Annotated in this window: 27 protein-coding genes and 1 pseudogene; 10 read left to right on the forward strand and 18 right to left on the reverse strand. The window is 54.7% G+C overall.

Going from position 1 to position 26103, the window contains the following annotated elements:
* Positions 1–6: 6 nt before the first annotated feature.
* Genes ACTYEO_RS05090 through ACTYEO_RS05100 form a run of 3 tightly spaced genes read right to left on the reverse strand, consistent with a single transcriptional unit; the run spans position 7 to position 4717 of the window.
* Complete coding sequence (locus ACTYEO_RS05090; RefSeq protein ID WP_449322622.1) at positions 7–1155, reverse strand: M48 family metallopeptidase; 1149 nt, start codon at positions 1153–1155, stop codon at positions 7–9.
* Positions 1156–1166: 11 nt separating this feature from the next.
* Complete coding sequence (locus tag ACTYEO_RS05095) at positions 1167–2405, reverse strand: DUF898 family protein (protein WP_449322623.1); 1239 nt, start codon at positions 2403–2405, stop codon at positions 1167–1169.
* A gap of 8 nt (positions 2406–2413) precedes the next feature.
* Positions 2414–4717: a DNA topoisomerase IV subunit A gene (locus ACTYEO_RS05100; RefSeq protein WP_449322624.1), complete on the reverse strand. Its 2304-nt coding sequence runs from the start codon at positions 4715–4717 to the stop codon at positions 2414–2416.
* A gap of 131 nt (positions 4718–4848) precedes the next feature.
* On the opposite strand from ACTYEO_RS05100, the gene ACTYEO_RS05105 reads away from it, so the two are divergent.
* The 6 genes from ACTYEO_RS05105 to ACTYEO_RS05130 all read left to right on the forward strand — a co-directional run bounded on the left by ACTYEO_RS05105 (position 4849) and on the right by ACTYEO_RS05130 (position 9027).
* Positions 4849–5400 (forward strand): SH3 domain-containing protein, encoded by a 552-nt coding sequence (locus ACTYEO_RS05105; RefSeq protein WP_449322625.1) that lies wholly within the window; start codon positions 4849–4851, stop codon positions 5398–5400.
* Positions 5401–5460: 60 nt separating this feature from the next.
* Positions 5461–6288, forward strand: coding sequence for an SDR family NAD(P)-dependent oxidoreductase (locus ACTYEO_RS05110; RefSeq protein ID WP_449322626.1), 828 nt, complete (start codon positions 5461–5463; stop codon positions 6286–6288).
* A 121-nt stretch (positions 6289–6409) separates the two neighbouring features.
* A complete protein-coding gene (locus tag ACTYEO_RS05115; protein WP_449322627.1) occupies positions 6410–6613 on the forward strand; it encodes a twin transmembrane helix small protein in 204 nt (67 codons plus the stop codon).
* A gap of 10 nt (positions 6614–6623) precedes the next feature.
* On the forward strand, positions 6624–7196 hold the full coding sequence (locus tag ACTYEO_RS05120; protein ID WP_449322628.1) for a cob(I)yrinic acid a,c-diamide adenosyltransferase: 573 nt from the start codon (positions 6624–6626) through the stop codon (positions 7194–7196).
* A gap of 143 nt (positions 7197–7339) precedes the next feature.
* A complete protein-coding gene (locus ACTYEO_RS05125; protein ID WP_449322629.1) occupies positions 7340–8101 on the forward strand; it encodes an electron transfer flavoprotein subunit beta/FixA family protein in 762 nt (253 codons plus the stop codon).
* Complete coding sequence (locus ACTYEO_RS05130) at positions 8101–9027, forward strand: electron transfer flavoprotein subunit alpha/FixB family protein (RefSeq protein ID WP_449322630.1); 927 nt, start codon at positions 8101–8103, stop codon at positions 9025–9027. Before ACTYEO_RS05125 ends, ACTYEO_RS05130 begins: the two co-directional genes overlap by 1 nt.
* Positions 9028–9096: 69 nt before the next feature.
* Here ACTYEO_RS05130 and ACTYEO_RS05135 read toward each other — a convergent pair whose 3' ends face one another.
* Positions 9097–9933, reverse strand: coding sequence for a DUF6473 family protein (locus tag ACTYEO_RS05135; RefSeq protein WP_449322631.1), 837 nt, complete (start codon positions 9931–9933; stop codon positions 9097–9099).
* Positions 9934–10100: 167 nt separating this feature from the next.
* Between ACTYEO_RS05135 and ACTYEO_RS05140 the strand changes: the two genes are divergently transcribed.
* The gene (locus tag ACTYEO_RS05140) at positions 10101–10976 is read left to right on the forward strand and encodes a 3-hydroxybutyryl-CoA dehydrogenase (RefSeq protein ID WP_449322632.1); all 876 of its coding nucleotides are present in this window, start codon (positions 10101–10103) and stop codon (positions 10974–10976) included.
* A 14-nt stretch (positions 10977–10990) separates the two neighbouring features.
* On the opposite strand, the gene ACTYEO_RS05145 is transcribed toward ACTYEO_RS05140, so the two are convergent.
* From ACTYEO_RS05145 to ACTYEO_RS05175, 7 genes are all read right to left on the reverse strand, one after another.
* The gene (locus ACTYEO_RS05145) at positions 10991–11860 is read right to left on the reverse strand and encodes a lysophospholipid acyltransferase family protein (RefSeq protein ID WP_449322665.1); all 870 of its coding nucleotides are present in this window, start codon (positions 11858–11860) and stop codon (positions 10991–10993) included.
* Between the two features lie 90 nt (positions 11861–11950).
* A complete protein-coding gene (locus tag ACTYEO_RS05150) occupies positions 11951–12232 on the reverse strand; it encodes an HPr family phosphocarrier protein (RefSeq protein ID WP_449322633.1) in 282 nt (93 codons plus the stop codon).
* Positions 12229–12621: a PTS sugar transporter subunit IIA gene (locus ACTYEO_RS05155; protein ID WP_449322634.1), complete on the reverse strand. Its 393-nt coding sequence runs from the start codon at positions 12619–12621 to the stop codon at positions 12229–12231. The genes ACTYEO_RS05150 and ACTYEO_RS05155 overlap by 4 nt, the downstream gene beginning before the upstream one ends.
* 21 nt (positions 12622–12642) lie before the next feature.
* The gene (gene rapZ / locus ACTYEO_RS05160) at positions 12643–13569 is read right to left on the reverse strand and encodes an RNase adapter RapZ (protein WP_449322635.1); all 927 of its coding nucleotides are present in this window, start codon (positions 13567–13569) and stop codon (positions 12643–12645) included.
* Between the two features lie 27 nt (positions 13570–13596).
* Entirely contained in the window at positions 13597–14097 is a 501-nt protein-coding gene (locus tag ACTYEO_RS05165; RefSeq protein ID WP_449322636.1) for an HPr kinase/phosphorylase, read from the reverse strand.
* Between the two features lie 3 nt (positions 14098–14100).
* Positions 14101–15831: a sensor N-terminal transmembrane domain-containing protein gene (locus ACTYEO_RS05170; protein WP_449322637.1), complete on the reverse strand. Its 1731-nt coding sequence runs from the start codon at positions 15829–15831 to the stop codon at positions 14101–14103.
* The gene (locus ACTYEO_RS05175; RefSeq protein ID WP_449322638.1) at positions 15832–16533 is read right to left on the reverse strand and encodes a response regulator transcription factor; all 702 of its coding nucleotides are present in this window, start codon (positions 16531–16533) and stop codon (positions 15832–15834) included. It lies immediately after the preceding gene.
* A 360-nt stretch (positions 16534–16893) separates the two neighbouring features.
* Between ACTYEO_RS05175 and ACTYEO_RS05180 the strand changes: the two genes are divergently transcribed.
* The gene (locus tag ACTYEO_RS05180) at positions 16894–18492 is read left to right on the forward strand and encodes a phosphoenolpyruvate carboxykinase (protein WP_449322639.1); all 1599 of its coding nucleotides are present in this window, start codon (positions 16894–16896) and stop codon (positions 18490–18492) included.
* Between the two features lie 60 nt (positions 18493–18552).
* Here ACTYEO_RS05180 and ACTYEO_RS05185 read toward each other — a convergent pair whose 3' ends face one another.
* Positions 18553–19323 (reverse strand): sulfite exporter TauE/SafE family protein, encoded by a 771-nt coding sequence (locus ACTYEO_RS05185; protein WP_449322640.1) that lies wholly within the window; start codon positions 19321–19323, stop codon positions 18553–18555.
* A gap of 341 nt (positions 19324–19664) precedes the next feature.
* Here ACTYEO_RS05185 and ACTYEO_RS05190 point away from each other — a divergent pair, with 341 nt between their 5' ends.
* Entirely contained in the window at positions 19665–21410 is a 1746-nt protein-coding gene (locus ACTYEO_RS05190) for a DUF6538 domain-containing protein (RefSeq protein ID WP_449322641.1), read from the forward strand.
* Between the two features lie 105 nt (positions 21411–21515).
* On the opposite strand, the gene ACTYEO_RS05195 is transcribed toward ACTYEO_RS05190, so the two are convergent.
* The 4 genes from ACTYEO_RS05195 to ACTYEO_RS05210 all read right to left on the reverse strand — a co-directional run bounded on the left by ACTYEO_RS05195 (position 21516) and on the right by ACTYEO_RS05210 (position 23894).
* Positions 21516–22310 (reverse strand): hypothetical protein, encoded by a 795-nt coding sequence (locus ACTYEO_RS05195; protein WP_449322642.1) that lies wholly within the window; start codon positions 22308–22310, stop codon positions 21516–21518.
* A complete protein-coding gene (locus tag ACTYEO_RS05200) occupies positions 22291–22935 on the reverse strand; it encodes a hypothetical protein (protein WP_449322643.1) in 645 nt (214 codons plus the stop codon). Before ACTYEO_RS05200 ends, ACTYEO_RS05195 begins: the two co-directional genes overlap by 20 nt.
* Positions 22935–23552: a recombinase family protein gene (locus ACTYEO_RS05205; RefSeq protein ID WP_449322644.1), complete on the reverse strand. Its 618-nt coding sequence runs from the start codon at positions 23550–23552 to the stop codon at positions 22935–22937. The genes ACTYEO_RS05200 and ACTYEO_RS05205 overlap by 1 nt, the downstream gene beginning before the upstream one ends.
* Positions 23553–23618: 66 nt before the next feature.
* Complete coding sequence (locus ACTYEO_RS05210) at positions 23619–23894, reverse strand: DUF3303 domain-containing protein (RefSeq protein ID WP_449322645.1); 276 nt, start codon at positions 23892–23894, stop codon at positions 23619–23621.
* A gap of 233 nt (positions 23895–24127) precedes the next feature.
* Between ACTYEO_RS05210 and ACTYEO_RS05215 the strand changes: the two genes are divergently transcribed.
* Positions 24128–25267: an MFS transporter gene (locus tag ACTYEO_RS05215; protein WP_449322646.1), complete on the forward strand. Its 1140-nt coding sequence runs from the start codon at positions 24128–24130 to the stop codon at positions 25265–25267.
* A 4-nt stretch (positions 25268–25271) separates the two neighbouring features.
* On the opposite strand, the pseudogene ACTYEO_RS05220 reads toward ACTYEO_RS05215, so the two are convergent.
* Positions 25272–25499, reverse strand: a pseudogene (locus ACTYEO_RS05220) (FkbM family methyltransferase); the annotation flags it as partial.
* 263 nt (positions 25500–25762) lie between these two features.
* On the reverse strand, positions 25763–26020 hold the full coding sequence (locus ACTYEO_RS05225; RefSeq protein ID WP_449322647.1) for a DUF3303 domain-containing protein: 258 nt from the start codon (positions 26018–26020) through the stop codon (positions 25763–25765).
* Positions 26021–26103 lie beyond the last annotated feature (83 nt).

Here is a 26103-nt window from a genome sequence, read left to right on the forward strand (position 1 = left end):
CCTGCCTCAGGATTTGGCAGGAGCGGCGCCACCACCACAGATTGTCCGCAGCGCTGCCCATTCCGCATCCGACAGGATCATTTGATCCCCCAGCATCGCATCATCTGCCGCCGTCATGGTCGCATCAATCCTGTCCGCCAACTCGGGGTGGGACGAGAGATGCTGTAACACGCCAATATCCGTTGCCATGCCTTCTTCTTCAAGACGGGTGAAAAAGCTTGCCAGATGGCGCGGCGAGATATCTGCATTCTCCAGCATTCTATGGGCATAGGCATCGGCATTGGTTTCGGCCTCGCGGCTATGCGAGGAGGAGATCAGGCTTTGGGTGACACCCGCAACGGCCGTTGTTCCAAAGACATCGCCAAAGGCCAAGCCGACCAAGCCAAAGGACCCCATCGCCTGAAGCGCGGCGCGCGTGCCGTCGCGATGTGCGACATGGCCGATCTCATGAGCCAGCACAGCCGCCACCTCATTGGGGTTCTCAGCCTGCGCGATCAGACCCGAATAGATGGTGATATGCCCCCCCGGCAGGGCCGTGGCCTGCGGCATGGGGTCATTGATGACGCGAATGGTTAAGGGCAGGCCGATATTGGCATTGGCGCTGAGCCTTTCCTCCATCTGATCTAGGGCCGCTTGACCAGCGGGGTTGGCGCATTGGCGGTAGCCTGCTTGCGCATAGATCATGCCAAACATCTGCTCGCCAAAGGCGATCTCGCGCTCGGGCGGGACCATATCGGTTGCCCGCGAAGCCAATGTGGGCACGGCAAAAAACACCAAACCAGCAATCATGCCGAGTGCGACACCCGCAAAGGCAAAGGCCTTACGCGCCTTTTTCGGGTCCGAGCCCTGCACCTTCATATTCGGATTGGCCGTCAGAATCGCCCTGAGCGCATTGACCTCGTCCACAACAAGGCGCGCGGGGTCGGTGTTATTGGCCGCGAAGGTCATGCTGCTATCATCCGCCAGCCCGTCAAAGCGCCGCATTTTGGACAAGCGCCAGATTGTCGTGCTTTGGGTCTCGGAATTTTGCATCTCCAGCTCGTCGGCATCGACACGCAACCGAAGTGAGACGCGTTGCGCACGCGGGCTGATCCCGTCGAAATACTCCGCGAAGGTCAGAGCCATTTTCGCGTTAAACTCGGTATTTTTGTTCATTGGGCCGCTCATCAGAATGCCGCTCCTACATCTAGGGCGTCAGCGAAACCGCCTGCTTCTCTGCGGGCATCATTATCCCGCTGGCGGATTGTTTCGAGAAGCTCGGCTTCATGTATTTCGAAAGTTTGCGAGACATGTTTGAACAGCGGGAAGGTGATAAACGCCTCGCGAAACACGCCATAGAGGATGAACACGGTAACCCATGTCAAAACCGCAATCAGGGCTGCGATATTGGCGGGTTGGTTAAACAATAACCCGGGATCGACCTTGCCGGAGAACACGAGCGGCAAAAGCACAAGCCCGAGGATGACAGGCGACACAAGCGAGATCAGGATAGACGAGATCAGGTTCCCGAAGACATAGATCGAGATCACCTTGCCGACGCGCGGGCGCAGGTCGAACTCCACACCATCGCCAAGCACTTTCATCGAGGCAAGAAGGCCAATAGCCGCCACATTGAAATTGATGAAGAAGAGCGCCGAGCATAGCAGAAAAAAGCCGCCCATCACGAAGCAGACAATCTGCTCGGCTTCAAAGGTCAGTTCACTGGCGGCGGTCAAATCGGCCATGCCTGTCAGACCAGCCGAATAAACACCCCACCCAATGGCCGCGACCCCCGCGATAAATGCCAAAGGCACCGCCGCAAAAAGCCCATAGAGCGAGAATGGCCCGCCAAATTGGGTGAAACGCGCGGTGCCATACCATGTTCGGTCCGTCAGATATTTTTCAAGCTGATAGGTTTTTAACGGCCATAGCAGGCCAAACGTCATGATGCTGAGCAGCCAATACATACAGGCCCGCCACGCATAGCCCCATGCACCTTTCGACATTCCAAACCGAATGCCGCGCCATCTTGTGCGCGAGACCATATAGGCGCGCATGCGGTATTTCGCCATGTAGATCAGAGGGATCAGCACCAGTGGCGCGAAGGAAACCCCTGTGGCCATCCACCAAGGCAGGGCCTCGGCCAAACCGATCATCGCCCCGATCGAGGCCATGTTTACCAACAGCAAGATGACAGCCAGAATGATCACCGCGATGCAAAAGCCCGCCAGTTTTTCAATACCCGTGCCTGTATATTCGAGAGGATGCCCCCCGGGTCTCACGGCTGACCAATAATAGCGACGCAAGCGCGCGATCCGCCAGAACCGGTAGATACCAAGCGTTAGAGCCGTCAGAAGACCCGCCTTCAGAGCGATCTGGAATAAGACGCCACGGTCACCTGAGAACCGCGTTTTGAGAGCTGACATGTGACCCCTTAAGTAAACCGATTATCCCGTGGAAAGCCGCGCGGGGCCATCCGGCCCGCACTGGCGCGCTTGCCCACCCATTCGGTCAAATCGGTCTCCGTCCGCGTGCGGCCTGCCGGATCACTCCAGCTCAAGCCTTCGGACAGAGCAAAGCTGCGGGCGTCAACAAGGCCCCCATCTTTGTACTTTTGCAGGCGAACCCCTTTGCCGCGTCCCATTTCGGGAAGCTCTTCAAGGGGGAATACCAGAACCTTGCGGTTCTCTCCAACACAGGCGATGTGATCATCACCGGATGCAAGGCGTTTGCAGACCTTGGCGGTCACTGCATCCTTCACATTCAGCACCTGCTTGCCAGAGCGCGTCTGCGCGATCACATCCGCCTCAGACACCACAAAGCCGTCTCCTGCAGAGGAGGCGACCAGCAGTTTGCCATCAGCTTTGTGTACGAACAGATCCACGATTTCGACCTCATTGGGCAAATCCACCATCAGGCGGACAGGTTCACCCATCCCACGCCCTCCGGGCAAATTTGTGGCAGAAATCGTGTAAAAACGGCCATTATTGCCGAAAACCAGTAATTTATCGGTGGTCTCGGCATGAAAGGCGAAACGGCCCTCATCCCCATCACGGAATTTCAATTCCTGAGAGGTGTCGATATGGCCCTTCATCGCGCGGATCCAGCCCATCTTGGAGCAGACCACTGTCAGCGGTTCGCGATCGATCATCGCCTCGATCGGAACGTCTTCGACCTCACCCGCCTCGGCAAATTGCGTGCGGCGCTCTCCTCCGGGGCTGGTCTTGCCGAATTTCTTGCGCATATCGCGCAATTCATCGGAAATTTTCGCCCATTGGATCGAGTCATTTTCCAACAAATCTTCAAGATTTGCGCGTTCTTCCATCAGCGCTTCGCGCTCACGGACCAACTCCATCTCTTCCAAGCGGCGCAGGCTGCGCAGGCGCATATTGAGGATGGCTTCGGCCTGAACTTCGGATAATTCACCAGCGCCCTCGGGCGGTGATTGGTAATCCGCCTCCGAGATCGCACGCGTGAAATCACGGCCCCAATCCTCGCGCATCAAAGCATCCTTGGGCGCGGCATCATAGCGGATGATATCAATCACGCGGTCAAGATGGAGGAAGGCGATGATAAAGCCCTCAAGCACCTCCAAACGGTGGTCAATCTTGGCCATCCTGTGGCGCGACCGGCGCAAAAGCACCTCTTGGCGGTGGTCAAGGAATGCGCGCAGAACCTCTTTGAGGCTGCAAACCTTGGGCGTGCGCCCGTCGATCAGCACATTCATATTCAGCGAAAACCGCGTCTCCAGATCGGAATTGCGGTAGAGCATGCTCATCAGAACGTCGGGTTCGACATTCTTGGAGCGTGGCTCAAGCACAATACGGATGTCATCCGCGCTCTCGTCGCGGACATCGCCAAGGATCGGGATTTTCTTGGTCTGGATGACTTCGGCCAGCTTCTCGATCAGCTTGGATTTCTGAACCTGATAGGGAATTTCGGTGACAACGATCTGCCATGTCCCGCGCCCCAGATCCTCAACCTCCCATTTCGCACGAAGACGGAACGCGCCGCGCCCTGTGCGGTAGGTCTCCATCATGCTCTCGCGCGGCTCAACAATGATGCCGCCTGTAGGGAAATCGGGGCCCTGTACATAGTTCAGCAAGGTCTCGTCGCGGGCATCGGGGGTCTTGATCAGGTGCAAACATGCATTGACCAATTCATCCAGATTATGCGGTGGAATATTCGTCGCCATGCCCACGGCAATCCCGCTTGAGCCATTGGCCAGCAGGTTCGGGAAGGCTGCGGGCAGCACTTCGGGTTCTTTCAGGGTGCCGTCATAATTGGGGCGGAAATCAACGCAATCCTCGTCCAGCCCTTCCAGAAGGGCCTCGGCCACTGCGGTCATGCGCGCTTCGGTATAGCGGCTGGCAGCAGGGTTATCGCCGTCGATATTGCCAAAATTGCCCTGACCATCGACCAGCGGGTAGCGCACGTTGAAATCCTGCGCCAAGCGCGCCATCGCGTCATAGATCGCGGCATCGCCATGCGGGTGGTAATTGCCCATCACATCGCCCGAGATTTTCGCGGATTTCCGGAAGCCCCCATTATGTGACAGGCGCAATTCGCGCATCGCAAAAAGGATACGGCGATGCACAGGTTTCAACCCGTCCCGCGCATCAGGAAGCGCGCGGTGCATGATGGTGGATAGCGCATACTGCAAGTAACGCGAACCGATGGCACGGCTCAGCGACTCGGAGGATTGGCGATCATCAGTTGGGTCAGGCTGCTCATTCATTGCAGTGGTGATACGCAAAGGAACGGGGAGGGACAAGAAACATGCTGTGCAGAAAATTTATTTTTCTGGATGGCATGTGGCTTTAGATAGGGTAGAGGTCCTTTTGATATTTCGCGTTGGGGGACGCTTCATTGATCAAGCTGACAGTAATTTTATGTGCCTGCCTGTACCTTACGATGGTGATTTGGGGCGACCACGACGCGCAGACGTCGCAACCTGACATCGTTGCGCGGTCGGATTTCCAGCCAAGCGCGGTCATCGCGCCGCCATCCACGACAACCCAAGATGTCGCCACAGCCGCAAATGCTGATCCGCAGGACACCCTTATGCTCGCAAATGGCGGTGTTCTTGAGATCGCCGCAGTGATCAGGCCTGCTGAGCTGGACCTTGGAACCGTTCTGTCGCTTCGCCCAGAACAGGCCTCCGCCCCAACCTCTGCCCCTGCTGAGATCGGCACAAGCGCGGACACCACCCCTGAACTTGCAATCGTCTATGTCTCGGGCAGCATGGTAAATATGCGCAGCGGCCCTACCACATCGGATGCGGTTGTTGGCGCTGTCGGCTATGGCGCAAGCATCGAGCTGATCGAAGACCTCGGGAATGGGTGGTCGCATATTCGCGATATCGCAACGGGCCAGACAGGCTATATGGCCAGCCGCTTCCTGACGGCCTCCCTGACCTGAGGCATTGCGCTTGGCGTCGTGCTCTCCTACCAAAACCCCTTGAGGTCTTGAGAGTACAACATGCCGAAAACCATACTTATCACCGGATGTTCATCAGGTATCGGCGCCACTGTGGCGCGCGGCGTACGCGATCATGGCTGGCGCGTAATCGCCAGCGCGCGAAAGCCTGAGGATGTCGCGGCCCTCAAAGCAGATGGGTTTGAAGCGGTTCAACTGGACTATGCCGACCCTGACAGCATTGCCTCGGGCTTGGCAGAAACACTTGCGCTGACCGGCGGAACACTGGATGCGCTGTTCAACAACGGTGCATTCGGAATGCCCGGCGCGGTGGAAGATCTTCCGCGCGGGGGGCTGCGCGAGATATTCGAGACCAATCTTTTTGGCGTGCATGACCTGACCTGCCGTGTCATCCCGATTATGCGGGCGCAGGGGCATGGGCGGATTATCCAGCATTCATCGGTGCTTGGGCTGGTGCCCCTGAAATGGCGCGGGGCCTATGTCAGCACGAAATACGCGTTGGAAGGCCTGACCGATGTTCTGCGGATCGAGATGCGCGATACCCCGATCCATTTCACACTTCTCAATACTGGCCCTGTGACATCAAAAATCCGCGTGAATTCCATTCCGCATTTCGAGCGCTGGATCGATTGGGAAAACTCGGCCCGTACAGAGCAGTATCGCGAAGCGCTTATCCCGCGATTATATGAGGATAGCGGCCCCGACCCGTTTGAGCTGCCCCCCGAGGCTGTCACGAAAAAGGTCATCCACTTCCTTGAAAGCCGCCGCCCCAAGCCGCGCTATTACATCACGACGCCCACCTATATCATGGGCGCGCTCAAGAGACTTTTGCCAACCCGCGCGCTTGATTGGATAACCTCACGGGTCTGAACAGAAGTGCGCCCGAGGCGTTTCGACCCCAGCCCGTCAAGAAATTACTTCGTCAGCCAGTGGCAAATGCGGATTTCTCGCCTAAGTCACTAAAAGCACGTCACAAGAAGGGACCACCCCCATGAACGACCCGCTTTTCATCATTGTTGTCATCGCTTGCCTTGCGGTCGTTGTGGCACTGTTGCTTGGGCTGAACGCCTTTCGGCGCGGCACGGCAGAAAGCGCAAAACAATCGAATAAATTCATGCGCTGGCGCCTGATCGCACAATTCGTTGCGGTCCTCGTGATCATCGCATTTGTCTATCTCCGCGGCCAAGGAGGCTGAAACAAATCCAATGGTAGTCCTGAACAAAATCTACACCAAAACTGGCGATCACGGCGAAACAGCACTTGGCGATGGCAGCCGCGTGGCCAAGCATTCCATGCGGGTGGCCGCCTATGGCACAGTCGATGAATTGAACGCCATTCTAGGTGTGACGCGCCTGCATGCCGAAGGTGAAATGGCCACGCGCCTTGCCGCCATTCAAAACGACCTGTTCGATCTGGGTGCCGATCTTTGCACTCCGAATATGGAAAAAGACGGCGAGCGCGAATACGCACCCTTGCGGATCGTTGCGGCCCAAGTCGCCCGTCTTGAGAGCGAAATTGACGAGATGAACGGAGAGCTTGAGCCGCTGCGCAGCTTTATCTTGCCCGGTGGCAGCGCTCTCGCCTCCTATCTGCATATGTGCCGAACCGTCTGCCGCCGCGCCGAACGGATGAGCGTCGAATTGGCCACGATGGAATCGGTCAATCCGGATGGTGTGAAATACCTCAACCGTCTGTCGGATTGGTTTTTTGTCGTGGGTCGTGTCGCAAATAATGGCGGCAAGGACGATGTTTTGTGGGTTCCAGGCGCAAACCGCTAAGGTCCAACAAAGACAAGACGCCGCGTAACAGCGTCTCAGATGCCGTTTTTGGCCTGTTCCCTTGCGGCATGAGGCTTTAAATCCATGACAAACTCAGGAAGATCGCTGAAAAAGCGTGAATCAAAATCAGGAGAGACGTGCAAATGAAGGTGTTGGTGCCTGTAAAGCGCGTGATTGATTATAACGTGAAAGTCCGTGTGAAAGCGGATGGCACGGGTGTCGATCTCGCCAATGTGAAAATGTCGATGAACCCTTTCGACGAAATCGCGGTGGAAGAAGCGATCCGTCTTAAGGAAGCGGGCAAGGCCGATGAGGTGATTGCCGTGTCCATCGGCGTGAAGCAGGCCCAAGAAACCCTACGTACCGCGCTGGCCATGGGTGCAGACCGCGCCATTCTCGTCGTTGCCTCCGATGACGTCACTCAGGATATCGAACCACTGGCCGTTGCGAAAATCCTCAAAGCCGTGATCGATGAAGAGCAGCCCGGCCTTGTGCTGGCAGGCAAGCAAGCGATTGATAACGATATGAACGCAACGGGGCAGATGCTCTCGGCGCTTCTTGGATGGTCGCAAGCAACCTTCGCCTCCGAAGTAGATATTGATGGTGACAACGCCGTTGTCACCCGCGAAGTCGATGGCGGATTGCAGACGATCAAGGTCAAAATGCCCACCATCGTCACCGTAGATTTGCGCCTGAACGAGCCGCGCTATGCCTCGCTGCCCAACATCATGAAGGCCAAGAAAAAGCCCTTGGATGAAAAGACAGCCGCCGATTACGGCGTTGATGTCACGCCACGTTTGTCCGTCGTCAAAACCACCGAGCCCGAGACACGCAAAGCAGGTGTCATGGTCGGCTCGGTCGATGAATTGGTCGAGAAACTCAAAACCGAAGCGGGAGTGATCTGATGGCTGTTCTTCTTCTTGCAGAAGTCTCGAATGGTGAGTTGGCAATGGATGCCACCGCCAAGGCTGTAACAGCCGCGAAGTCCTTGGGCGATGTCACCGTGCTATGCGCCGGCGCCTCCGCCAAAGCCGCAGCCGATACGGCCGCAACCATCGATGGCGTGGCGCGTGTGCTCTGCGCCGAGGATGGCGCTTTGGGCCACCGCTTGGCGGAACCTACAGCGGCTTTGCTTGTATCCTTGGCGGGCGATTACAGCCATATCGTGGCACCCGCGACGACAGATGCGAAAAACATCATGCCGCGTGTTGCAGCCCTTCTGGACGTCATGATCATCTCGGAAGCGACTGCCGTAATCGACGCCGATACATTCGAGCGTCCGATCTATGCAGGCAATGCAATCCAGACCGTGACATCATCGGATGCCAAAAAGGTCATCACCTTCCGAACCTCCACGTTTGATGCGGCCCCAACAGGCGGCTCTGCTTCGGTTGAGGCGATCTCGGCTGCGGGGAGCGATGGTCTGTCTGAATGGGTTGAAGATAAGGTCGCCGAAAGTGATCGCCCTGAACTGACCTCGGCTGGTATCGTGGTTTCGGGTGGTCGCGGTGTTGGCAGCGAAGAGCAATTCGCCATCATCGAAGGCCTTGCCGACAAGCTCGGCGGCGCTGTTGGTGCCTCCCGTGCCGCGGTCGATTCAGGCTATGCCCCGAATGATTGGCAGGTTGGCCAAACAGGCAAAGTCGTGGCCCCTGACCTTTACATCGCAGTCGGTATTTCCGGCGCGATCCAGCACCTTGCTGGTATGAAGGATTCCAAGGTCATCGTTGCGATCAATAAGGACGAAGAAGCACCGATCTTCCAAGTCGCCGATTACGGTCTGGTCGCCGATCTGTTCGAGGCGGTTCCGGAATTGTCGTCGAAACTGTAATTTGCCTTCAAAGGTCGATACGCAAACGCCCCGCCACATAGGTGGGGCGTTTTGCTTTTGGGCATCATGTTACGGCGCGCTCACCATAGCGATTTTCTGCGCCAACGCCCGCGCGGCGCGGCTATGCATCTCGGGGCAAGGAAGGATGCGTGCGGCGGCTTCCTCCCGCGCGGCAAAGAACATGCCTTTGGTCGGCGCAACCTGTTCCGCCGCCGTTGCCACGCAGGTGGTCAACGAGGCCGCGAGGGGGGCCACCTCATCCAGCATGGCTTGCGTCACGAAGAGCGGGTCCGACCCGAGGGTATCATCGGTAGTCGCCTCCTCAGCAGGGTTCTGCTGGCCCATCCACAGAAGATGCACAGAGCATTCCACACGCGATAAAACCGCTTTCATCCGTCCCAGCCACGCAGCCTGAAGCTCATCTGTGACAATTTCAAAACGATCACGGGAGGATTGCAAAAGGCTGTTGAGCATATGACGCGTAAAGTGGAACTCGGTGAAATCCACATCGCGGTAGATTGTCTGCAAGATCGCCGAGGCCTTCAGAAAACGGTCATTTCGGCGTGGATGCACCGTATAGAACCGGTTGGTCATATTTTGCGCCCCCATGATCTGAAGCACGATGCCTTCGGCCCGTGTCATCATTTCTTGGACCACAGGATCATGAAGCATCACTTCCAGCCCCGCATTCATGACGCCCATATTCATTGCAGGCAGGCCCGTCAGCTCGGACAGGGTTGCTGGATATGGCTCGGCCACAAATTTGCCGAATGTCTCGGAACTGCCCAGACAAAGCATGAAAGGCGCATCCGGATCGGGCTGTGGCCCCCGAAACCTCAGCGGTGTCCCCTCAAAATTCACCAATTCATAATCTAAAGGGCCATGCCCCATACGTGCAAAGCTCATGGCTTCTACCCACCTTGATTCGTCTCACCCAAAGCCAGCCTGCATCCAATGCCTTTCCAATTGGCTAAACCGCGAAGTTGAACGGGTTTTGAAACAAGGTTTAACCTTGTGTCCCTGCCGCTCGCCCGCCTATGGTCTGAGCTGAAACCAATGGCAGGATCAGACCAATGGACATCCAGAAAATCGGCATCGTTGGCGCAGGGCAAATGGGCAACGGGATCGCGCATGTTTGTGCTGTTGCGGGCTATGATATCGTCCTGAATGACATCTCGCAGGACATGCTGACCAAAGGCATGGATGTGATCGAGAAGAACATGGTGCGGCAGGTGTCTCGGGGGAAATTATCCGAGGCCGATATGGAGGCCGCCCTTGGCCGCATCACCACGACCTTGCAGCTCAAGGATTTGGGCCCGACCGATCTAGTCATCGAGGCCGCAACCGAGCGCGAAACCGTCAAACAGGCGATCTTCGAAGATCTTCTGCCGCATCTTCAGCCCCATACGATCCTGACATCGAACACCTCTTCTATCTCGATCACCCGTCTGGCAAGCCGCACGGATCGCCCTGAAAAATTCATGGGGTTTCACTTCATGAACCCTGTGCCTGTGATGCAATTGGTGGAACTGATCCGCGGCATCGCAACGGATGAGGAAACCTTTACCGCCTGTAAGGCCGTTGTCGACAAACTCGGCAAAACAGCCGCCACCGCCGAGGATTTTCCAGCCTTTATCGTGAACCGTATTCTCATGCCGATGATCAATGAGGCAGTCTATACGCTCTATGAAGGTGTCGGCAGTGTCAGATCAATCGACGAGTCGATGAAGCTGGGTGCAAACCACCCTATGGGTCCGCTTGAGCTGGCCGATTTCATCGGGTTGGATACTTGCCTCGCGATTATGAACGTTCTGCATGACGGCTTGGCAGACACCAAATACCGCCCCTGCCCATTGCTGACAAAATATGTCGAGGCGGGCTGGCTGGGGCGCAAGACAGATCGCGGTTTCTATGATTATCGTGGTGAGGTTCCCGTTCCGACACGCTAGGCTGGCGCGCTGGCTCAGCCGGTATAAATCGCGTCGGGGTTCTCTTTCAGACCAATCGTATGCGCGCGAAGCGATGCCATGAATTGGCGGGGCTGCTTGATCTGCTCTTCCCAAATATCAGGCGAAATGGGCTGCCCAATGATCGGCGCTTGCGGCTTGTCGAAAGCATGCACCACTTCATGGATCAAAAGACCCTGCCGCAAGATCGGGGAAATCTGGTTGGCAACCTGATAGGCCCGCGAATTGGCCCCTTGGAAGCACAAAGGCACAATCGTGGCCCCTGACATGCGGATCATTTTGGCTGTAAACACATTCCACTCAGCCTCGATCGCTGGCCCGAACATGGTTTCAGACGCGGCAACCACACCTGATGGGAACAGAGCAATCAGCCCTTGTTCGCGCAAGTGCTCCATCGCTTGGCTGCGCATCTCAACCATCTTGCGCTGCGCATCTTCCTCATGCGGGAAGGGCACGGGGATCATGTAGCTGGCCGCACTCTCGTCAATACCTGTGAGCAAAGCGCGGGTCAGGATCCGGTAATCATTTCGTCTGCGCCCGATCAAATCGGCAAGGATCATCCCGTCAACCAAGCCATGTGGATGATTGGCAACCAAGACCACGGGCCCTGTTTCGGGAATACGGTCAAGCTGGGTTTGGGGCGTTTGCAAGTCAATGCCCATGGCCTGCATCGTGGCGGGCCAAAAGGCCTGCCCCGTTGGGGTGCCCATCTGCTCGAAGCGACGGACACGACGAATGATTGTTATCTTGCCCGTCAGCCATTCGATCGCTTGGATCAGCGTGCGAATAACGGGGCTGGAGAAGGTATTTGAATACGTCAGACTGCGGCGGTCATACACCTTTGGAGCCTCGGCAACCGGCCCCAGAGGCTGCGCCTCGTGACCTGTTACGACATTGCGGGTGCTCGTATCGGTCAAGCCAGCTCGCTCCTTGTATCCGCCTTGTGAAAGTAAGGCTCAGTGTCCCTCGCCGAACTTATCAGCGACCAAAGCCTTAAGTGCCTCGGCAAGTGCGTCGGCCTCAGACCCCTGTGTTTCAACCTCAATAGTGGTTCCAATAGACGCTGCCAACATCAAAAGTCCCATGATCGAATCTCCAGCGGCACTCAGCCCATCCTTGCGAACGATTGCCGTGGCGTCATAGCCCTCCACCGTTTCAACGAATTTCGCAGAGGCACGGGCATGCAAGCCTTTCTCATTCACGATTTCCAGCTCGAACAGATTTGATGTCTCACTCATGGTGCTGCCCCGTCAAAAGAATTGATGTAGCGGCGACCCGCCTCCGCGGCGCGTTCAACTGCCATGCCCACATCAAGATGGCGGGATTTCACCAGCTTGATCAGCATCGGCAGATTGACCCCCGTCAAGATTTTACGATTTTCGGGGTTGCAGGCCTTGAGGCTCAAATTCGAGGGTGATCCGCCGAACATATCGGTCACCACCACCACACCCGCGCCAGTATCGACAGAATCCGCGATATCGCAAATCTCGCGCTGCCGCTCGGCACGGTCATCTTCGGGCCCAATGGAGATCGCGGCAAAGGCTTGCTGCGGACCGACCACATGAACAGTGGCCGCCAAAAGCTCCTGCGCTAGGCCCCCATGGGCGACAATCACGATTCCGATCAAAATTTTTCCTGCAATCCGCGTTCAAGGCGTAGGGACGATGCCCTTACGCTCTAATTCCCGATGCCTTTTAGACACCTGCCAACTGGCTTCTGCAAGGTGGCTGCTCAAATTTTCGACCATCGCGACCGAGCGATGCTGCCCGCCCGTGCAGCCAAAGGCGACCGTGAGATGGGTTTTACCCTCATCGATATAGGCAGGCAGCAAGGTTTCGATCAGCGAGGTCACTTGATCAGCAAAAGGTTTGAAGCGCGGATCGTCAGAGATGAAGTCTTGGACCTTTGAATCACGGCCATCGACACTGCGCAGGGCCTCGTCCCAATAGGGATTCCGCAAAAAGCGGCAATCCAGAATGATATCCGCCCCAGTGGGCAGGCCGCGCTTATACGAGAAAGATTGCACCGAAAGCGCAAGGGTCTGCTTACCAGAGGGGCCGAAGAGGCGCAGAATCTGTTCGCGCAAATCATGGGGGCTGATATCGCTGGTATCGATCAGAATGCCCGCCCGCGCCCGCACGGGGGCCAAAAGCTCTTTCTCGATCTGAATTCCACGGATGGGTTCACCCTCAGGGGCGAGGGGGTGACGGCGGCGGGTTTCGGAATAGCGCCGCACCAAGACCTCATCCGCGCAATCGAGATAGACCAGATCAGCCAGAATATTCGAAGCAACGGCCAGACGATCAACCGCCGCAATCAAGGCTTGAGCAGAAAAATCACGGTTGCGCGTATCGGTTCCCAGAGCGAGCGGGCGCGCCAAGGGCGGGCCATCTGTCAAGCGCGGTAAAAGGCTGAGGGGAAGGTTATCAATCGCCTCGAAGCCCAAATCCTCAAGCACATTAATCGCGGTGGAGCGCCCTGCACCTGACGGACCCGACACAAAAACCACCCGAGACGTGTCTTCGGCACTCGCATGCTTCGGGTCGGAAAGCCTTGGCCTATCTTCGCTATCCATCGCCATTCCCTTCGCTCGAGTGCGCTTCTATTTCGGAACAGCTATACCGGCCCGAAGAACTTGCAAGATATAAGCCCATAAAATTGGCTGATCCTGTCCAAGGATCAAGCGACAAGATTGTGACTTCCATCTGGCCTGCCTAGGAGGCGGCAGACGATGCGCCTCTTTCTGGCCGAGATCAACAACCAAAGCCAGTGGCGCTTGGGCAGAAACAGGCCCTGAATTGAGCAAGCCCACGCCACGAGCTTCGATAAATTCAGGTTTGTTTTCTGGGCGCATAAGCCTGTGCGGCTCTTGCCCTCCATCCTCAAGAAAAACACCATCATCCGCGATAAGCTGTGCGGCATGCGCCATCAACGCCAAAGCGCAGGTGGATTTCCCTGACCCTGATGGCCCAAGGAAAAGAACACCTTGGCCGTTCAGAGAAAGGGCAGTCCCGCGTAAAAACAGCCGCGCATCTACCTCTTCCCCAAACTCGGTAAGCAGCAGGGGGGCGGGCCGGTCGTCCTCTATCGGGGGGTTGGCCATCAATTAGGTCGGCAGGCCCACGACGAAACGCGCGCCAAGTGGCTCGGAGGTAATGTCATCATCTGTCGGGCGGATATTCTCGGCCCAAATGACACCGCCATGCGCCTCAACGATCTGTTTCGAGATCGCCAGACCAAGGCCCGAATGATTGCCGAATTGCTGCACATGACGTTCAGAATAGAAACGTTTGAACACCTTGGTGAGCGCTTCTTCAGGAATACCCGGCCCTGTATCCTCGACCACGATCAAAACCCTGTTGTCACGACGACGCGCCCAGATGCGTACGGCATCGCCGTCTTCGCAGAACGAAATCGCATTGGTCAGCAGGTTCACAAAAACCTGCGCAAGCCGTCCTTCAAGGCCACTGATCCGGATCGGGTCATCAGGCAGATCCGAGATAAACTCGACACCCTTTTTCGATGCTTCCTCGGCATTGAATTCCGAAATATTTTCAAGGGTTCTGATCAGATCGAACTCTTCTTCGTCTTCCTTGACCAAATCGGAATCAAGCCGCGAGGCGTTCGAGATATCCGAGACCAAGCGATCAAGGCGCTGCACGTCATGTTCGATGACATCCAGCAAACGTTTGCGTTGTTCATCTGTCTTGGCAAGGCCCATGGTCACAACCGCAGACCGCAAGCTGGCCAGTGGGTTCTTGATCTCATGGGCGACATCCGCCGCGAATTGTTCGTTGGAATCGATCCGGTCATAAAGGGCCGAAACCATCCCGCGCAAAGCCCCCGACAATCGGCCAATTTCATCAGGACGACCCGACAAATCGGGGATACGAACGCGGGTCGGGCTCATCTTGCGTGCGTTTTTATCGCGGCCCAATTCCGCCGCGGCTGACAGATCAGACAGCGGGTTTGCAATCGTCGAGGCGAGAACCAAGCTCAACCCGATGGAGACAAGCAGAGCCACGACAAAGAGCTGCAACAATTGCTCACGCTCGGCCCGCACAAGAAGGTCAATCTCGCCAGCCGCTGTGGCCGCCACGACGACCCCGATAACACCTGTCGCGCCCTCAATCGGCGAGGCTGCGGTATGAACGGTGCCTGCTTGGTCCACGCCACGGCGCAAAACGGTGGCGCCGCTCAAAGCATCTTCCACAATGGAGCTGGCCAAAGCCTCACGGTCAACGGCATCCAGCTCGGCCGTGTCCGCAGACAGGACCGAAGCGATGCCATCCCAAACCCTGTTCAGAAGGTCGGTGATCAACATCGTGCTCGAGTCTCTGGCTTCGAGGCCACGGACAGGGCGCGCGGGGTTGCGCGCGACGCTATCCGTTGATGTCACCAGATCGCCTGAGGGCGAAAACACGTAAACATCCAAACCATCGGTCAAGCCGATCCGCCCCAAGACTTCGGCGGGATCGACGCCATCACCCGTCACCAAATCCGCCGGCGCGCTGCTCGGCAGGCTGGCTTCAAAGACGTCTGCGATCAATTGCACCTCAACGGCCAAGGCCTGTTCGCGCTGCAAAACAAGGCTGTCACGGAACGGATTGAGGTAAAGAACCCCCGCAACCAAAACCACAATACCAAGCAGATTGAACAAGATGATCTTGCGCGCCAAAGGCGATCTGTTCAGCGACAGAACATTCCGTCGCTGACGCGCAGCCCTCAGCTCGGACTCGACCGCTCCTTGCGGACGATCCCAATCTTCACCCAATACGATATCAGTGCGTTCTGAAGACCCACGTGCAGTCATTGGAAGATCCGAGGCTATGGACATTTACTCCTCGTTATACCGATAGCCGATGCCGTAAAGCGTTTCGATGGCCGAAAAATCATCATCAGCATTGCGCATTTTCTTGCGCAGGCGCTTGATGTGGCTGTCGATGGTGCGGTCATCAACATAGACCTGCTCATCATAGGCGACATCCATCAACTGATCGCGGCTTTTCACGAAGCCTGGGCGTTGTGCAAGGGCTTGAAGCAGCAGGAATTCTGTCACTGTCAGCGATACATCCTTGCCCTTCCACGTCACCGCGTGGCGCAGCGGGTCCATCGACAATTCGCCGCGAACAAGCACCTGACTTTCCTCGGGCGCTTCGGTTTCGTCAGACGCGATAGCGTCTTGGCGGCGCAGGATCGAGCGGATGCGCTCAACCAGCAAACGCTGCGAGAAGGGCTTTTTGACGTAGTCATCAGCGCCCATACGCAGGCCCATCAACTCATCAATCTCATCATCCTTGGAGGTCAGAAAGATGACAGGCATCTTTGATTTCTGGCGGAGCCGCTGAAGCAGGTCCATTCCATCCATACGGGGCATCTTGATGTCAAAAACGCCCAGATCGGGAAGTTTTTTGTTGAAAGCGTCAAGCGCGGACTGACCGTCATTATACGTTTCAACTTCGAAGCCCTCAGCCTCAAGCGTCATTGAAACCGACGTCAGAATATTCCTGTCATCATCGACGAGTGCGATCCTCGACATGTTCGATATTCCTTATACTGCTCGTTATAATTTTTTTCCCTTTTTCAGCTTTCTGGCGCAGAGAATCAATCTTTAGTTTCGAATCGACCATCGTATGCGTGTGATTCGTTGCATTTTTGGCTTAATGAGTCGTGAAAGACGCAGTTTCAGGACGGCATCCCCCGCCAGCAGTCGAAATCTTACTCCCGAACTGACAGGCTGTTAGCGTTATCTTCTAAGTGATTGCGCTAACTGTGCTGTTGCGTCCTGTTCAGACAAAATTTCAGCGTGTTATAGGTTTAGCTACGTTGAGGTGCGGAGGTGGCACCTGATGATTTCCAACTTGAGGCCGTGAAACACCGGCACGGGAGCTTACAAGACATGACCACAGGACGCGTGAACCCAGTGATGACACTGGAACATCAAGGTGTGACGGATCTGGGTCATGTGTATTATAACCTGCTCGAGCCTGCGTTGATCGAGGCTGCACTCAAGCGTGATGAAGGCCAATTGGGCCAAGGCGGCACCTTCCTTGTCACCACTGGCAAATACACGGGCCGTTCCCCCAAGGATAAATTCGTTGTGCGCACCCCATCGGTCGAGCCGCATATCTGGTGGGATAACAACGCGCCAATGGAGGCTGACGCCTTTGATCGCCTCTATGAAGATATGAAGGCGCATATGAAGGGCGGCGAGTATTTCGTGCAGGACCTCTATGCAGGCGCTGATGTCGAGCATCGCCTTGATGTGCGCGTCGTGTCCGAACTGGCTTGGCATAACCTGTTCATTCGCCATCTCCTGCGTCGCCCTGCGCGGGACGAACTTGACGGCTTCCTGCCAGAATTCACCATCATCAATTGCCCAAGCTTCAAAGCGGATCCCGAGCGTCATGGCTGCCGCACCGATACGGTGATCACTCTGAACTTTGATCGCAAGCTGATCCTGATCGGCGGAACGGAATATGCTGGCGAGAATAAGAAATCCGTTTTCAGCCTGCTCAACTACATCCTGCCTGAAAAAGGTTTGATGCCGATGCATTGCTCGGCCAATCACGCCAAGGACAACCCCGAGGACAGCGCTGTGTTCTTCGGCCTGTCTGGCACGGGCAAGACAACGCTCTCCGCTGATCCGGGCCGTGTTCTGATCGGGGATGACGAGCATGGCTGGTCGGATAATGGTATCTTCAATTTTGAAGGTGGCTGCTACGCCAAGACAATCAATCTGCGCGAAGAGGCCGAGCCTGAGATTTTCGCAACGACCCGTAACTTCGGCACCGTGATCGAGAATATGGTGTTCGACCCTGAAACGCTCGAGCTGGATTTCGATGATGCAAGCCTGACCGCCAATACGCGGTGCGCCTATCCGCTGGAGCAGATTTCCAATGCCTCCGCATCGGGCCTTGGTGGTCACCCCAAAAACATCATCATGCTGACCTGTGACGCCTTCGGTGTCCTGCCTCCGATCGCGCGGCTGACACCTGCACAGGCGATGTATCACTTCCTGTCGGGCTTCACCTCGAAGGTTGCTGGCACCGAGCGTGGCGTGACCGAGCCTGAGCCCACGTTCTCAACCTGTTTCGGCGCGCCCTTCATGCCGCGCCGTCCCGAAGAATATGGAAACCTGCTGCGCGAGAAGATCGCGCAATATGGCTCCACCTGCTGGCTTGTAAATACGGGCTGGACGGGCGGTGCCTATGGCACGGGTTCACGGATGCCGATCAAAGCGACACGCGCGCTTTTGACAGCGGCTTTGGATGGCTCCCTGAACAATGCAACATTCCGCAAGGACCCGAATTTCGGCTTTGACGTTCCCGTCAGCGTCGCGGGTGTCGATGACACATTGCTGGACCCACGTTCCACTTGGGCCGATGCAAGCGCCTATGATGCGCAGGCCACCAAGCTGGTGAATATGTTCTCGGATAATTTCGCCCAATACGTGCCGTTCATCGATGATGATGTGAAGGCCGCGTCGATCTCGTAAGGCGCTATCGCAGATTTGGAATAGGGCCGCAGCATCCCCGCTGCGGCCTTTTTCTTTGGGTCACCCCATCACGCCACGGCGCACGAGATTGGCCCCTGCAATGATCAGCACCAATAAGGTGAGTTTGCGGAATTTGTCAGGATCAAGCTTGTCGGAGAAGCGAAAGCCCACCTGCATCCCCAAAAATGCAGGGATCAGCAACAGCGCCGAGAACGGGGCTGTTTGCCAGTTAAGCACGCCCGAATTCAAATGCCCCGCCAATAAGCTGACCGAGCCGAGCCCGTAGACTACGCCTTGCACCAGCATCTGTTTGGCCTTGGGTGTCTCAAGCGCGATCAGATAAAGCACTGTCGGCGGCCCCCATGTGCCCGTCAAACCGCCAAGCGCGCCTGCAAAACCGCCGACAACCCATTCCGACAAACGGCGGCGATGCTGCGGGATATGGAACTTGATCCCCAAAAGCTGGATGGTGGAAAGCACGACAACCGGCACACCAAGGATAAGATACATGGTCTGGGTCGGAATGATCGTCACGAATTGAGCGACGATCAGGATCATTACACAGACGATCAGAATATAGCGCCAGTATTCAAGAAGAGCGGCTTTAGCCTCGGCGCGGCCATAGCGGGCGACTTGCAGGAAATTCGACAGAACAATCGGCAGGATGATCCCTGCAATCGCCAAGGTCGGCTCCAGAAACAGTGACAGGCCCGAGATCATGATCAAAGGCATCGCAAACCCGACCGAGCCTTTGACAAACCCCGCCGCGAAGGTCACCGCCAAAGCAGCCAGCAAGGCCCATATCGGCAGAAGCGCCATAAAATCCAGCATCCAAAATCCTTCCCAGCTCCCGCTGACTGCGCATCACAACGCGCGCATGGCCTACATTTGCTCTATTCAGAGAAGAAAGGGAATGCAGCACCAGAATGCTAGCCCGAGACCCGTTGAAGCCGTCACCGTCCCTTTGAACGATTGCCACCCAATGCTGCGGTCAAAGCTGGCTCATCACTGATCCGCGATCGCAGCGATGGAGCCTATGAAGGGAGCCATATATAGTATCATTATAGTCAATATTTATTGATTTACTGATTAAATGCGGTATTAATATATTTAGCTTGTGATACACAGATTACAATATTGTGATACACATGCAACTTCTCTAGGGTAGCTGCATGTCTAGTGCAAACCAATACATCACGCTCAGATCAAACGGATGGTACTACTACATCAGGCGTGTTCCTGTGTCGCTTCGTGGTCGCATCAAACAGAAAGGTTTCAGTGAACTTTTCTACCGTGTCTCACTTAAGACAAAGGATGAAAGACAGGCCAAGCGACAGGCCTCTTATGCACATGAAATTTACAACATCTCAGTGAACCTAGAAGAGCGGAGACTTGCCATTGCAGGAGACCAGCCGAAGAGCGCAGCACTCCTTGCCCTTGAGCATGAGCTAAGAAAGAGGGGCATCCATCCACAGCAAGCACCAACGGTCAACGCACCGAAACAAGATCAGGAGAAATACCTGCGTGACCGTAATGACTTTATTTACGGTGCGGGCCACCTTAGAAACCTTGACTTGGATGATGTTGCGCTGGCTTCAATGGCTGGTCAAACCGAGTATCAGGGCATCCCTATTCCGTTTCAGATTGAAGATGGCGATGGTGACGAGATCATCGCTCTTGGAAACGGCGGCTTGGTCAAAGACAGATCTTCAGCAAGCAATCCTGAAGAATGGAACAGCCATCAGGCTATGATACAGTTTGCTCTGGGCAAGACAGACAGCAGCTTCGCATACAAAGATGGCGTTCCCACGCTTGAGAAAGCTCAACAACTGTACAGCGAGCAGATTCAGGCAAACCCAAAGAGATCAGACTTTGATAAGGGCAAGGAAGTTAAGCGGCTTGGACGATTGGTTGAAAGGCTAGCGCTGCAACTGAGTGGCGAAACGAATACAGCCATGGGTCTTAGCCGTACCCTTGATAGCATCACGGAAGAAGATGCTGAGTTGTTCATTCACCGCTTGCGGCAAAGGAAAGATGGCAATGGTCAGAAAGCCCTGTCGTCTGTGGGGCGTGAACTGAGCATGGTTGTTGCGATGTATAACCTTGCAGAAAGAAAGACCAAGAAAGCGTGGGCTGCAGATGCTCGAAACAATAACCCCTTCGCCAATCGTAGAGGCGCTCTGGAAGAGCAACACAGAGATGAAGTCAAGCTTGGGCAAACACCTAATCTGAACCGAAGGGCTTTCACACCAGAGGAACTTAACACCTTTTTTAACGATCATGCGCCACAAATGAATGAGGAAGCGCAGCTTATCGCACTCATAGGCCACCACACGGGTTGCAGGATTGGTGATGCTGCAGGCTTGATGATGTCTGACTTCTGGCAAGGCGATGATGAAGAGCCTATTCCATTTATACACTTCACGGATAATCGCTTGAGGCGGGTAACAAAGGACGGCTTTGATAGACAGGTTCCATTGTTTGGTGATGTCTTTGATCGCCTTAACGGCTATTTGGTGGAGCGAACCAAACACTGTCTCAATTCTCAAACAAACTACGATCCAGAACGCACTCCAATGTTTCCTAAGTATGGCAGGAAAGAAGGGGGTGGGGCCGATGCTGCAAGTGCCGTAATCAACAGGCGCATACATCAAATGAGAGGCGAAGATAAACGTTTGGCGTTCCATAGCTTCAGGCATACGCTACAGGCAAAGTTTCTGGCTGCATCTGCTGATCCAAACTTCTCTTCTTACATTGGTGGCTGGAAGAATGAGGTAAACAAGGGTTTGCAGGCAGCTTATCAGAAGGACGGCATTCCCCTGAAAGCGCTCGAAGAGGCACTACGATCTGCGCACAGCCAGCGTACATGGGGAAAGATAGACGCTTCTGAGAAGATGAAGCGTGGCATCATCATCTAGCTCAACGCATGACAGGGCCTGATTTCACTTATGTATACATATCAATGACTTATGTCAGAATGTCTGCTTAAGGTCGTCCTTCCTCCAATAAGACAAAGAACGCTGTCACAAACAGTCTTGGCTTCCCATTACACGCTCCTGCATCTTGCCTTTACGAGTTAGCTTCATGGCAGGATAGCAATCCATGACACTGACCCGTTTGTGCTTGATGCAATGTGCTTTCACATAAGCGTTCACAGTGTCACGATAGACCGACATTGCCCCCGCCATCTGTGATGCTTTGACAAGAATGCAGTCATGAACAGAGTAGGCTGGGATGTCTTTCTTCATGAGCCTGAACAGGGTCTGCTTGAGTATCTCCGCTTCGTGATAAGCTATGAAGCCATGCCCATTCATGTGATCTGCGTCCAGATGTTTCAGAGCAGGAACATGGGCCAACAACAGATCACGATATTCTTCCCACTGCCCAGCGCTAAACATGTGCTTCTTGTCATCTGATGGGCCAGCCTTGTGGGCATTACCTGAGCCAATCACTTCCATAGCTACAGTCTTGAGCTTGTCTCTTGTTTCTTCTGTGGCAGCCTCGCCCAGTATCTCTGCATAAAGGTCAAACCACGTGGACTTTGGCAGACGTAGATGCATTCCCATCAGCATAGAGAACAGGAATGGCTGTGATGCGTTAATGTCTAAGCTAACAAGCTCCACACCATCTATCGTGCAGTCCAAGCGCTTTGCTTCACGCATCCCTGTCCACACCCCATAGAACCTACCGCCTGCATCAAGCCGTCCATCGTGGAAGACCCGATATGTTGCAGCTACGTAGTCAGGTGATTGATTGCCGTTCCGGGGAAGCTGTAACGGGTGCTTCTTGTAGTAATCGTTACAGCTGCCGAACTTCATGTTCTAGGATTTGTAGATCACGCCCAAACCGCTTCTGTGCCACCGTATAGCTCAAGCGTGGCGTCTTCTTATCTGACTGCTTACGATCATAGCGTTCACCACGGGTCTCAGCCTTGTTGACTGAGATCAGCTTCGCATGGGTTTGCATAAACACAGCATGTGGCAGCTTGTTCTTAATCCCGTCATCAGGGTTGAACTTGTAATGTGTGACCTGAGCATAGGTGAACTCCATGCCAACCATCTCAAGATATTCACTCGTGTGCTTTGTCCATGCACCCGAACCCTCGACACGCTTCAGAAGAGAGCCATCAAGCGCATCAACTACTTGCCATACGGCATTGCGACCAATCCCATTAGAATAGCCCGTGAATGTGTTTGTGTTGCGGCTACAGGCAATCGTCTTGTGACCTTCTGCATCAATCGACTTTGCAGCCTGAAGCAAACTGGCGATGATGGTTCGATACTTTTGCCCCATCTTGCCTGACTTCGTCAGACCACAACTATCAAGGATGTGCTGCACGAGTTCTGCTGCTGCGTTGTACGGCTCCCAGAGAGGCTGAAAGAACACCACTTTAGGCATTCTAGGTGTTTCATCCCATAGCTGTTGCAGGCTCTTGTCAGGCATCAGTTAATCCCTAAGACACCGTAGTAACGATAGACACTGGCACGTGAGATACCCAAAGACTTAGCAATCTGTTCTGCTGTCAGGCCCTTCTTTTGCAGATCAATAATCTTGTCAGCGTCAATAGTTGCCTTGCGCCCTTTATATCGTCCTGCCTCTTTTGCTTTGCGGATACCTTCAGTCTGTCGTTTGCGTGTCAGCTTTCGTTCCATCTCTGCGAATGCACCAAGCACCTGCATCTGGAACGTAGCAAAGATGTCTTCGCTATCTGGCTTGAACGTCAGGTTCTCAGACAGGAAGGATACGCTGCAGCCTTTCTTGAGAATGACCTCTACGATCTCCTGCAAGTCACGCAGCGATCTGGCCAGTCGTGATAGCTCATGCACCTGAACCACATCGCCTTCACGGATAAAGTCGAGCATTTGCTGAAGCTGTGGTCTGTTCCGCTTAGCTCCGCTTTCAGTTTCCTCAAAGATGCGCTCTGCATCAGGTAACTCTTGGCGCACTGGTTTCGTAAAATCATAGAAGTCAGAGGCGTCTCGTTGCGGTGGCACAAGCGTCCTTGATGGCGGCGCCAAAGTCTCCGCCACCGAACAAGAGCAAATTCCAGAACTCGCCATTCATTCAATCTAGGGTAATCGTTACAACGACCTCAGAAGAATAATTAAACTGTCACTCTTGAACAGTCAGCTAAAATGCTTCGGAAGCACTGAGCTGATTGTGTCATCATCCATAATGGGAGTAATTTCTATTCTTATCAGGCCATTCCAATCAAGAGCATAGTCAGCAAGCGCCGCCGCACTCGTACTCTCTAGGATAACAAACCCACCAGTACCATCTAGATTATGGTATCTAGAGATAAACTCAACGCCATCAGGTGGCATACCACCAGTAGCCATAAATTTCTTTACCGTTTCGTCTCTCGCTTCAGGTGTATGCGTCCATGCAAATTTGAAAAGCATCCTTTTTCTCCTTACCGGTTAAAACTTTTATGCTGACCTTCAACCTATAACCAGTCCGATCAAAAACCACTAAAAAAGGTAAACTAGTTTGACTATTAAACTTGTATTGATGTTGAGCCTCCCCCCCCCGCGGTGTGTATACTGATGAGGCGGTTTATTGTAATGAAAGTCAGGGTTTTGGTGAGCGGTAACTAATGCATGTAACTACCTCCCCCCTGTCTGAAAATCGCTGGATGATCCTGGCTGTGCTTTTTCTGGCGCGGATGAGCATGGCGTTTCAGTTCCAGTCAGTGGCCGCCCTGTCGGGTCCCTACAGGGATGCGTTCGGTGTTTCCCTGTCTGATGTTGGCTTTCTGATCGGGCTTTATTTTATCCCGGGTATTTTCATCGCCCTGCCCGGTGGGGCAATGGGGCGGTTTTTCGGGGATAAAAAAACGGTTACCGCTGGGATGATGCTGATGGTGGCGGGGGCCATCATGACCGGTTTCACCCAGGACTGGTCATGGCAGCTTACCGGCCGGATCATTGCCGGTATTGGCGGGGTGATCCTCAATGTGCTGATGTCAAAGTTGGTGGTGGATTATTTCCAGCACAGCAGACTGAGTACCGCCATGGGGATATTTGTAACCTCATGGCCGATCGGCATCGCGCTGGCATTGGTGGTGCTGCCCATCCTGTCGGCATCATCCGGTCTTGCGGCGGCGTTGCATAGCGTCAGTCTCTTCACCCTTCTGGCCATGATCGGTTTCATGGTGATGGTTTCGGCCCCTTCACAGCGGCAGGCATCAGCCATCACCCTTGAACCCCTGAGGGGGCGGGTCCTGCTCTGCCAGTTTCTGGCATCCATCGTCTGGGCGTTCTATAACGGGGCGATTGCCATGGTCTTCAGCTTTGCCGCCACCATGCTGACCGAGCGGGAGTTTTCCATCCTTGAGGCCAGCAGCATGATCAGCCTGACGCTGTTTGTCATTGCGGCCTCGGTCCCGCTGGGGGGCATCCTTGCCGATGTATTGAAACGGCCGGTGATGGTCATTTTCATCAGCCTTGCCGGGTTTGCCATGCTGCTGCCGGTGACCATGACAACCGATCATGTCGCGCTGGTGTTTATCCTGCTCGGGCTGTTTGCCGGGGCGGCGGCGGGGCCAGCCATGGGGCTTCCGGCCAGGGTTCTGTCTGCGGGCAACACCGCCATCGGGATGGGCCTGTTTTTCGCGCTCTATTACCTGATCATGGTGCTTAGCCCCATGGTCGCGGGCAGTATCGCCGACAGGGTGGGTACAGCCTCCGTGACCATGATGATCGGCGTGGTGATGCTGGTGGTTGCCCTGATGGCCCTGATGGGGTTTGAATGGCTCAGGCCAAAACGCCAGTAGTCGGCTAAACCACCGGGGCTGCTTCCGGTTCTTTGGTGAACATGACATCGACGTTGTGTTCCTTTTCGACTGTCCAGTCGACCCGGAACCCGAGCGCAATCATGTAATCAATGATGGTGAGGTTAACGCGATCTATTTCGATAAAAACGTCCCTGATTGACGATGAGGCGAGTATGGATTTTGCGCCCTTGAGGACATCGAATTCCGCACCATCAACGTCGATCTTGATATGCGTTGGCTTGACGTTGTTGGTGCGGGCAAAATCTGTCTGTCGTCATACAGCTTCGAGACAGTAAAGAGACATGCTGCGATAATGGCTATGAGGGCGAGCAGGAGTTTCACGCTACGTCATGCTCGTTTATAACCGACACTGAGGTTGTGATCAGTCGTGCGGCCTGATCGCTATTTGGACCCATAGGCGCTGACGTCAGACATACACTGTTATCATCTAGAACAACACCGTGAGTTGATGCTATGGGATGGCTGAAAGTTTAGTCACCCACGCTTCATAACAGGAGTGACCTCAAAGTTCCCCATCTCAAGGATTGGATCGAAGGCCGCATCCAGTTGTTCAAAAGTATCGGCCTCACATACTATAAACAAAACGTGTTCTAATCTGTTTGAATATTGGGCATGAACTTTCACACCGTGATCTCCAAGGTTAGCTAGTGTTTCCTTAAAAAAGGGACCTTTTTCTGGGTGGTGTGTTTGACACGTTGAGTAGTCATGGGTTGATTTTACAATGAAAAGCATACTGATTTCCTCTTATTGACAGAAAATTTTTTATTCAGCGTAACTACACTGAGCTATGCAGCAGATCGCCACTCAACGGCATC

The sequence above is a fragment of the Rhodophyticola sp. SM2404 genome (genome assembly GCF_053570515.1).

Excerpts from the sequence above, each read along its gene's own strand:
- ACTYEO_RS05100 (WP_449322624.1), bottom strand. The coding sequence starts at position 4,717 with ATGAATGAGCAGCCTGACCCAACTGATGATCGCCAATCCTCCGAGTCG.
- ACTYEO_RS05095 (WP_449322623.1), bottom strand. The coding sequence starts at position 2,405 with ATGTCAGCTCTCAAAACGCGGTTCTCAGGTGACCGTGGCGTCTTATTC.
- ACTYEO_RS05150 (WP_449322633.1), bottom strand. The coding sequence starts at position 12,232 with ATGAGTGAGACATCAAATCTGTTCGAGCTGGAAATCGTGAATGAGAAA.
- ACTYEO_RS05215 (WP_449322646.1), top strand. The coding sequence starts at position 24,128 with ATGATCCTGGCTGTGCTTTTTCTGGCGCGGATGAGCATGGCGTTTCAG.
- ACTYEO_RS05115 (WP_449322627.1), top strand. The coding sequence starts at position 6,410 with ATGAACGACCCGCTTTTCATCATTGTTGTCATCGCTTGCCTTGCGGTC.
- ACTYEO_RS05170 (WP_449322637.1), bottom strand. The coding sequence starts at position 15,831 with ATGTCCATAGCCTCGGATCTTCCAATGACTGCACGTGGGTCTTCAGAA.
- ACTYEO_RS05190 (WP_449322641.1), top strand. The coding sequence starts at position 19,665 with ATGTCTAGTGCAAACCAATACATCACGCTCAGATCAAACGGATGGTAC.
- ACTYEO_RS05120 (WP_449322628.1), top strand. The coding sequence starts at position 6,624 with ATGGTAGTCCTGAACAAAATCTACACCAAAACTGGCGATCACGGCGAA.
- ACTYEO_RS05090 (WP_449322622.1), bottom strand. The coding sequence starts at position 1,155 with ATGAACAAAAATACCGAGTTTAACGCGAAAATGGCTCTGACCTTCGCG.
- ACTYEO_RS05225 (WP_449322647.1), bottom strand. The coding sequence starts at position 26,020 with ATGCTTTTCATTGTAAAATCAACCCATGACTACTCAACGTGTCAAACA.
- ACTYEO_RS05200 (WP_449322643.1), bottom strand. The coding sequence starts at position 22,935 with ATGCCTGACAAGAGCCTGCAACAGCTATGGGATGAAACACCTAGAATG.
- ACTYEO_RS05195 (WP_449322642.1), bottom strand. The coding sequence starts at position 22,310 with ATGAAGTTCGGCAGCTGTAACGATTACTACAAGAAGCACCCGTTACAG.
- ACTYEO_RS05205 (WP_449322644.1), bottom strand. The coding sequence starts at position 23,552 with ATGGCGAGTTCTGGAATTTGCTCTTGTTCGGTGGCGGAGACTTTGGCG.
- ACTYEO_RS05135 (WP_449322631.1), bottom strand. The coding sequence starts at position 9,933 with ATGAGCTTTGCACGTATGGGGCATGGCCCTTTAGATTATGAATTGGTG.
- ACTYEO_RS05185 (WP_449322640.1), bottom strand. The coding sequence starts at position 19,323 with ATGCTGGATTTTATGGCGCTTCTGCCGATATGGGCCTTGCTGGCTGCT.
- ACTYEO_RS05125 (WP_449322629.1), top strand. The coding sequence starts at position 7,340 with ATGAAGGTGTTGGTGCCTGTAAAGCGCGTGATTGATTATAACGTGAAA.
- rapZ (WP_449322635.1), bottom strand. The coding sequence starts at position 13,569 with ATGGATAGCGAAGATAGGCCAAGGCTTTCCGACCCGAAGCATGCGAGT.
- ACTYEO_RS05175 (WP_449322638.1), bottom strand. The coding sequence starts at position 16,533 with ATGTCGAGGATCGCACTCGTCGATGATGACAGGAATATTCTGACGTCG.
- ACTYEO_RS05130 (WP_449322630.1), top strand. The coding sequence starts at position 8,101 with ATGGCTGTTCTTCTTCTTGCAGAAGTCTCGAATGGTGAGTTGGCAATG.
- ACTYEO_RS05210 (WP_449322645.1), bottom strand. The coding sequence starts at position 23,894 with ATGCTTTTCAAATTTGCATGGACGCATACACCTGAAGCGAGAGACGAA.
- ACTYEO_RS05165 (WP_449322636.1), bottom strand. The coding sequence starts at position 14,097 with ATGGCCAACCCCCCGATAGAGGACGACCGGCCCGCCCCCCTGCTGCTT.
- ACTYEO_RS05140 (WP_449322632.1), top strand. The coding sequence starts at position 10,101 with ATGGACATCCAGAAAATCGGCATCGTTGGCGCAGGGCAAATGGGCAAC.
- ACTYEO_RS05180 (WP_449322639.1), top strand. The coding sequence starts at position 16,894 with ATGACCACAGGACGCGTGAACCCAGTGATGACACTGGAACATCAAGGT.
- ACTYEO_RS05110 (WP_449322626.1), top strand. The coding sequence starts at position 5,461 with ATGCCGAAAACCATACTTATCACCGGATGTTCATCAGGTATCGGCGCC.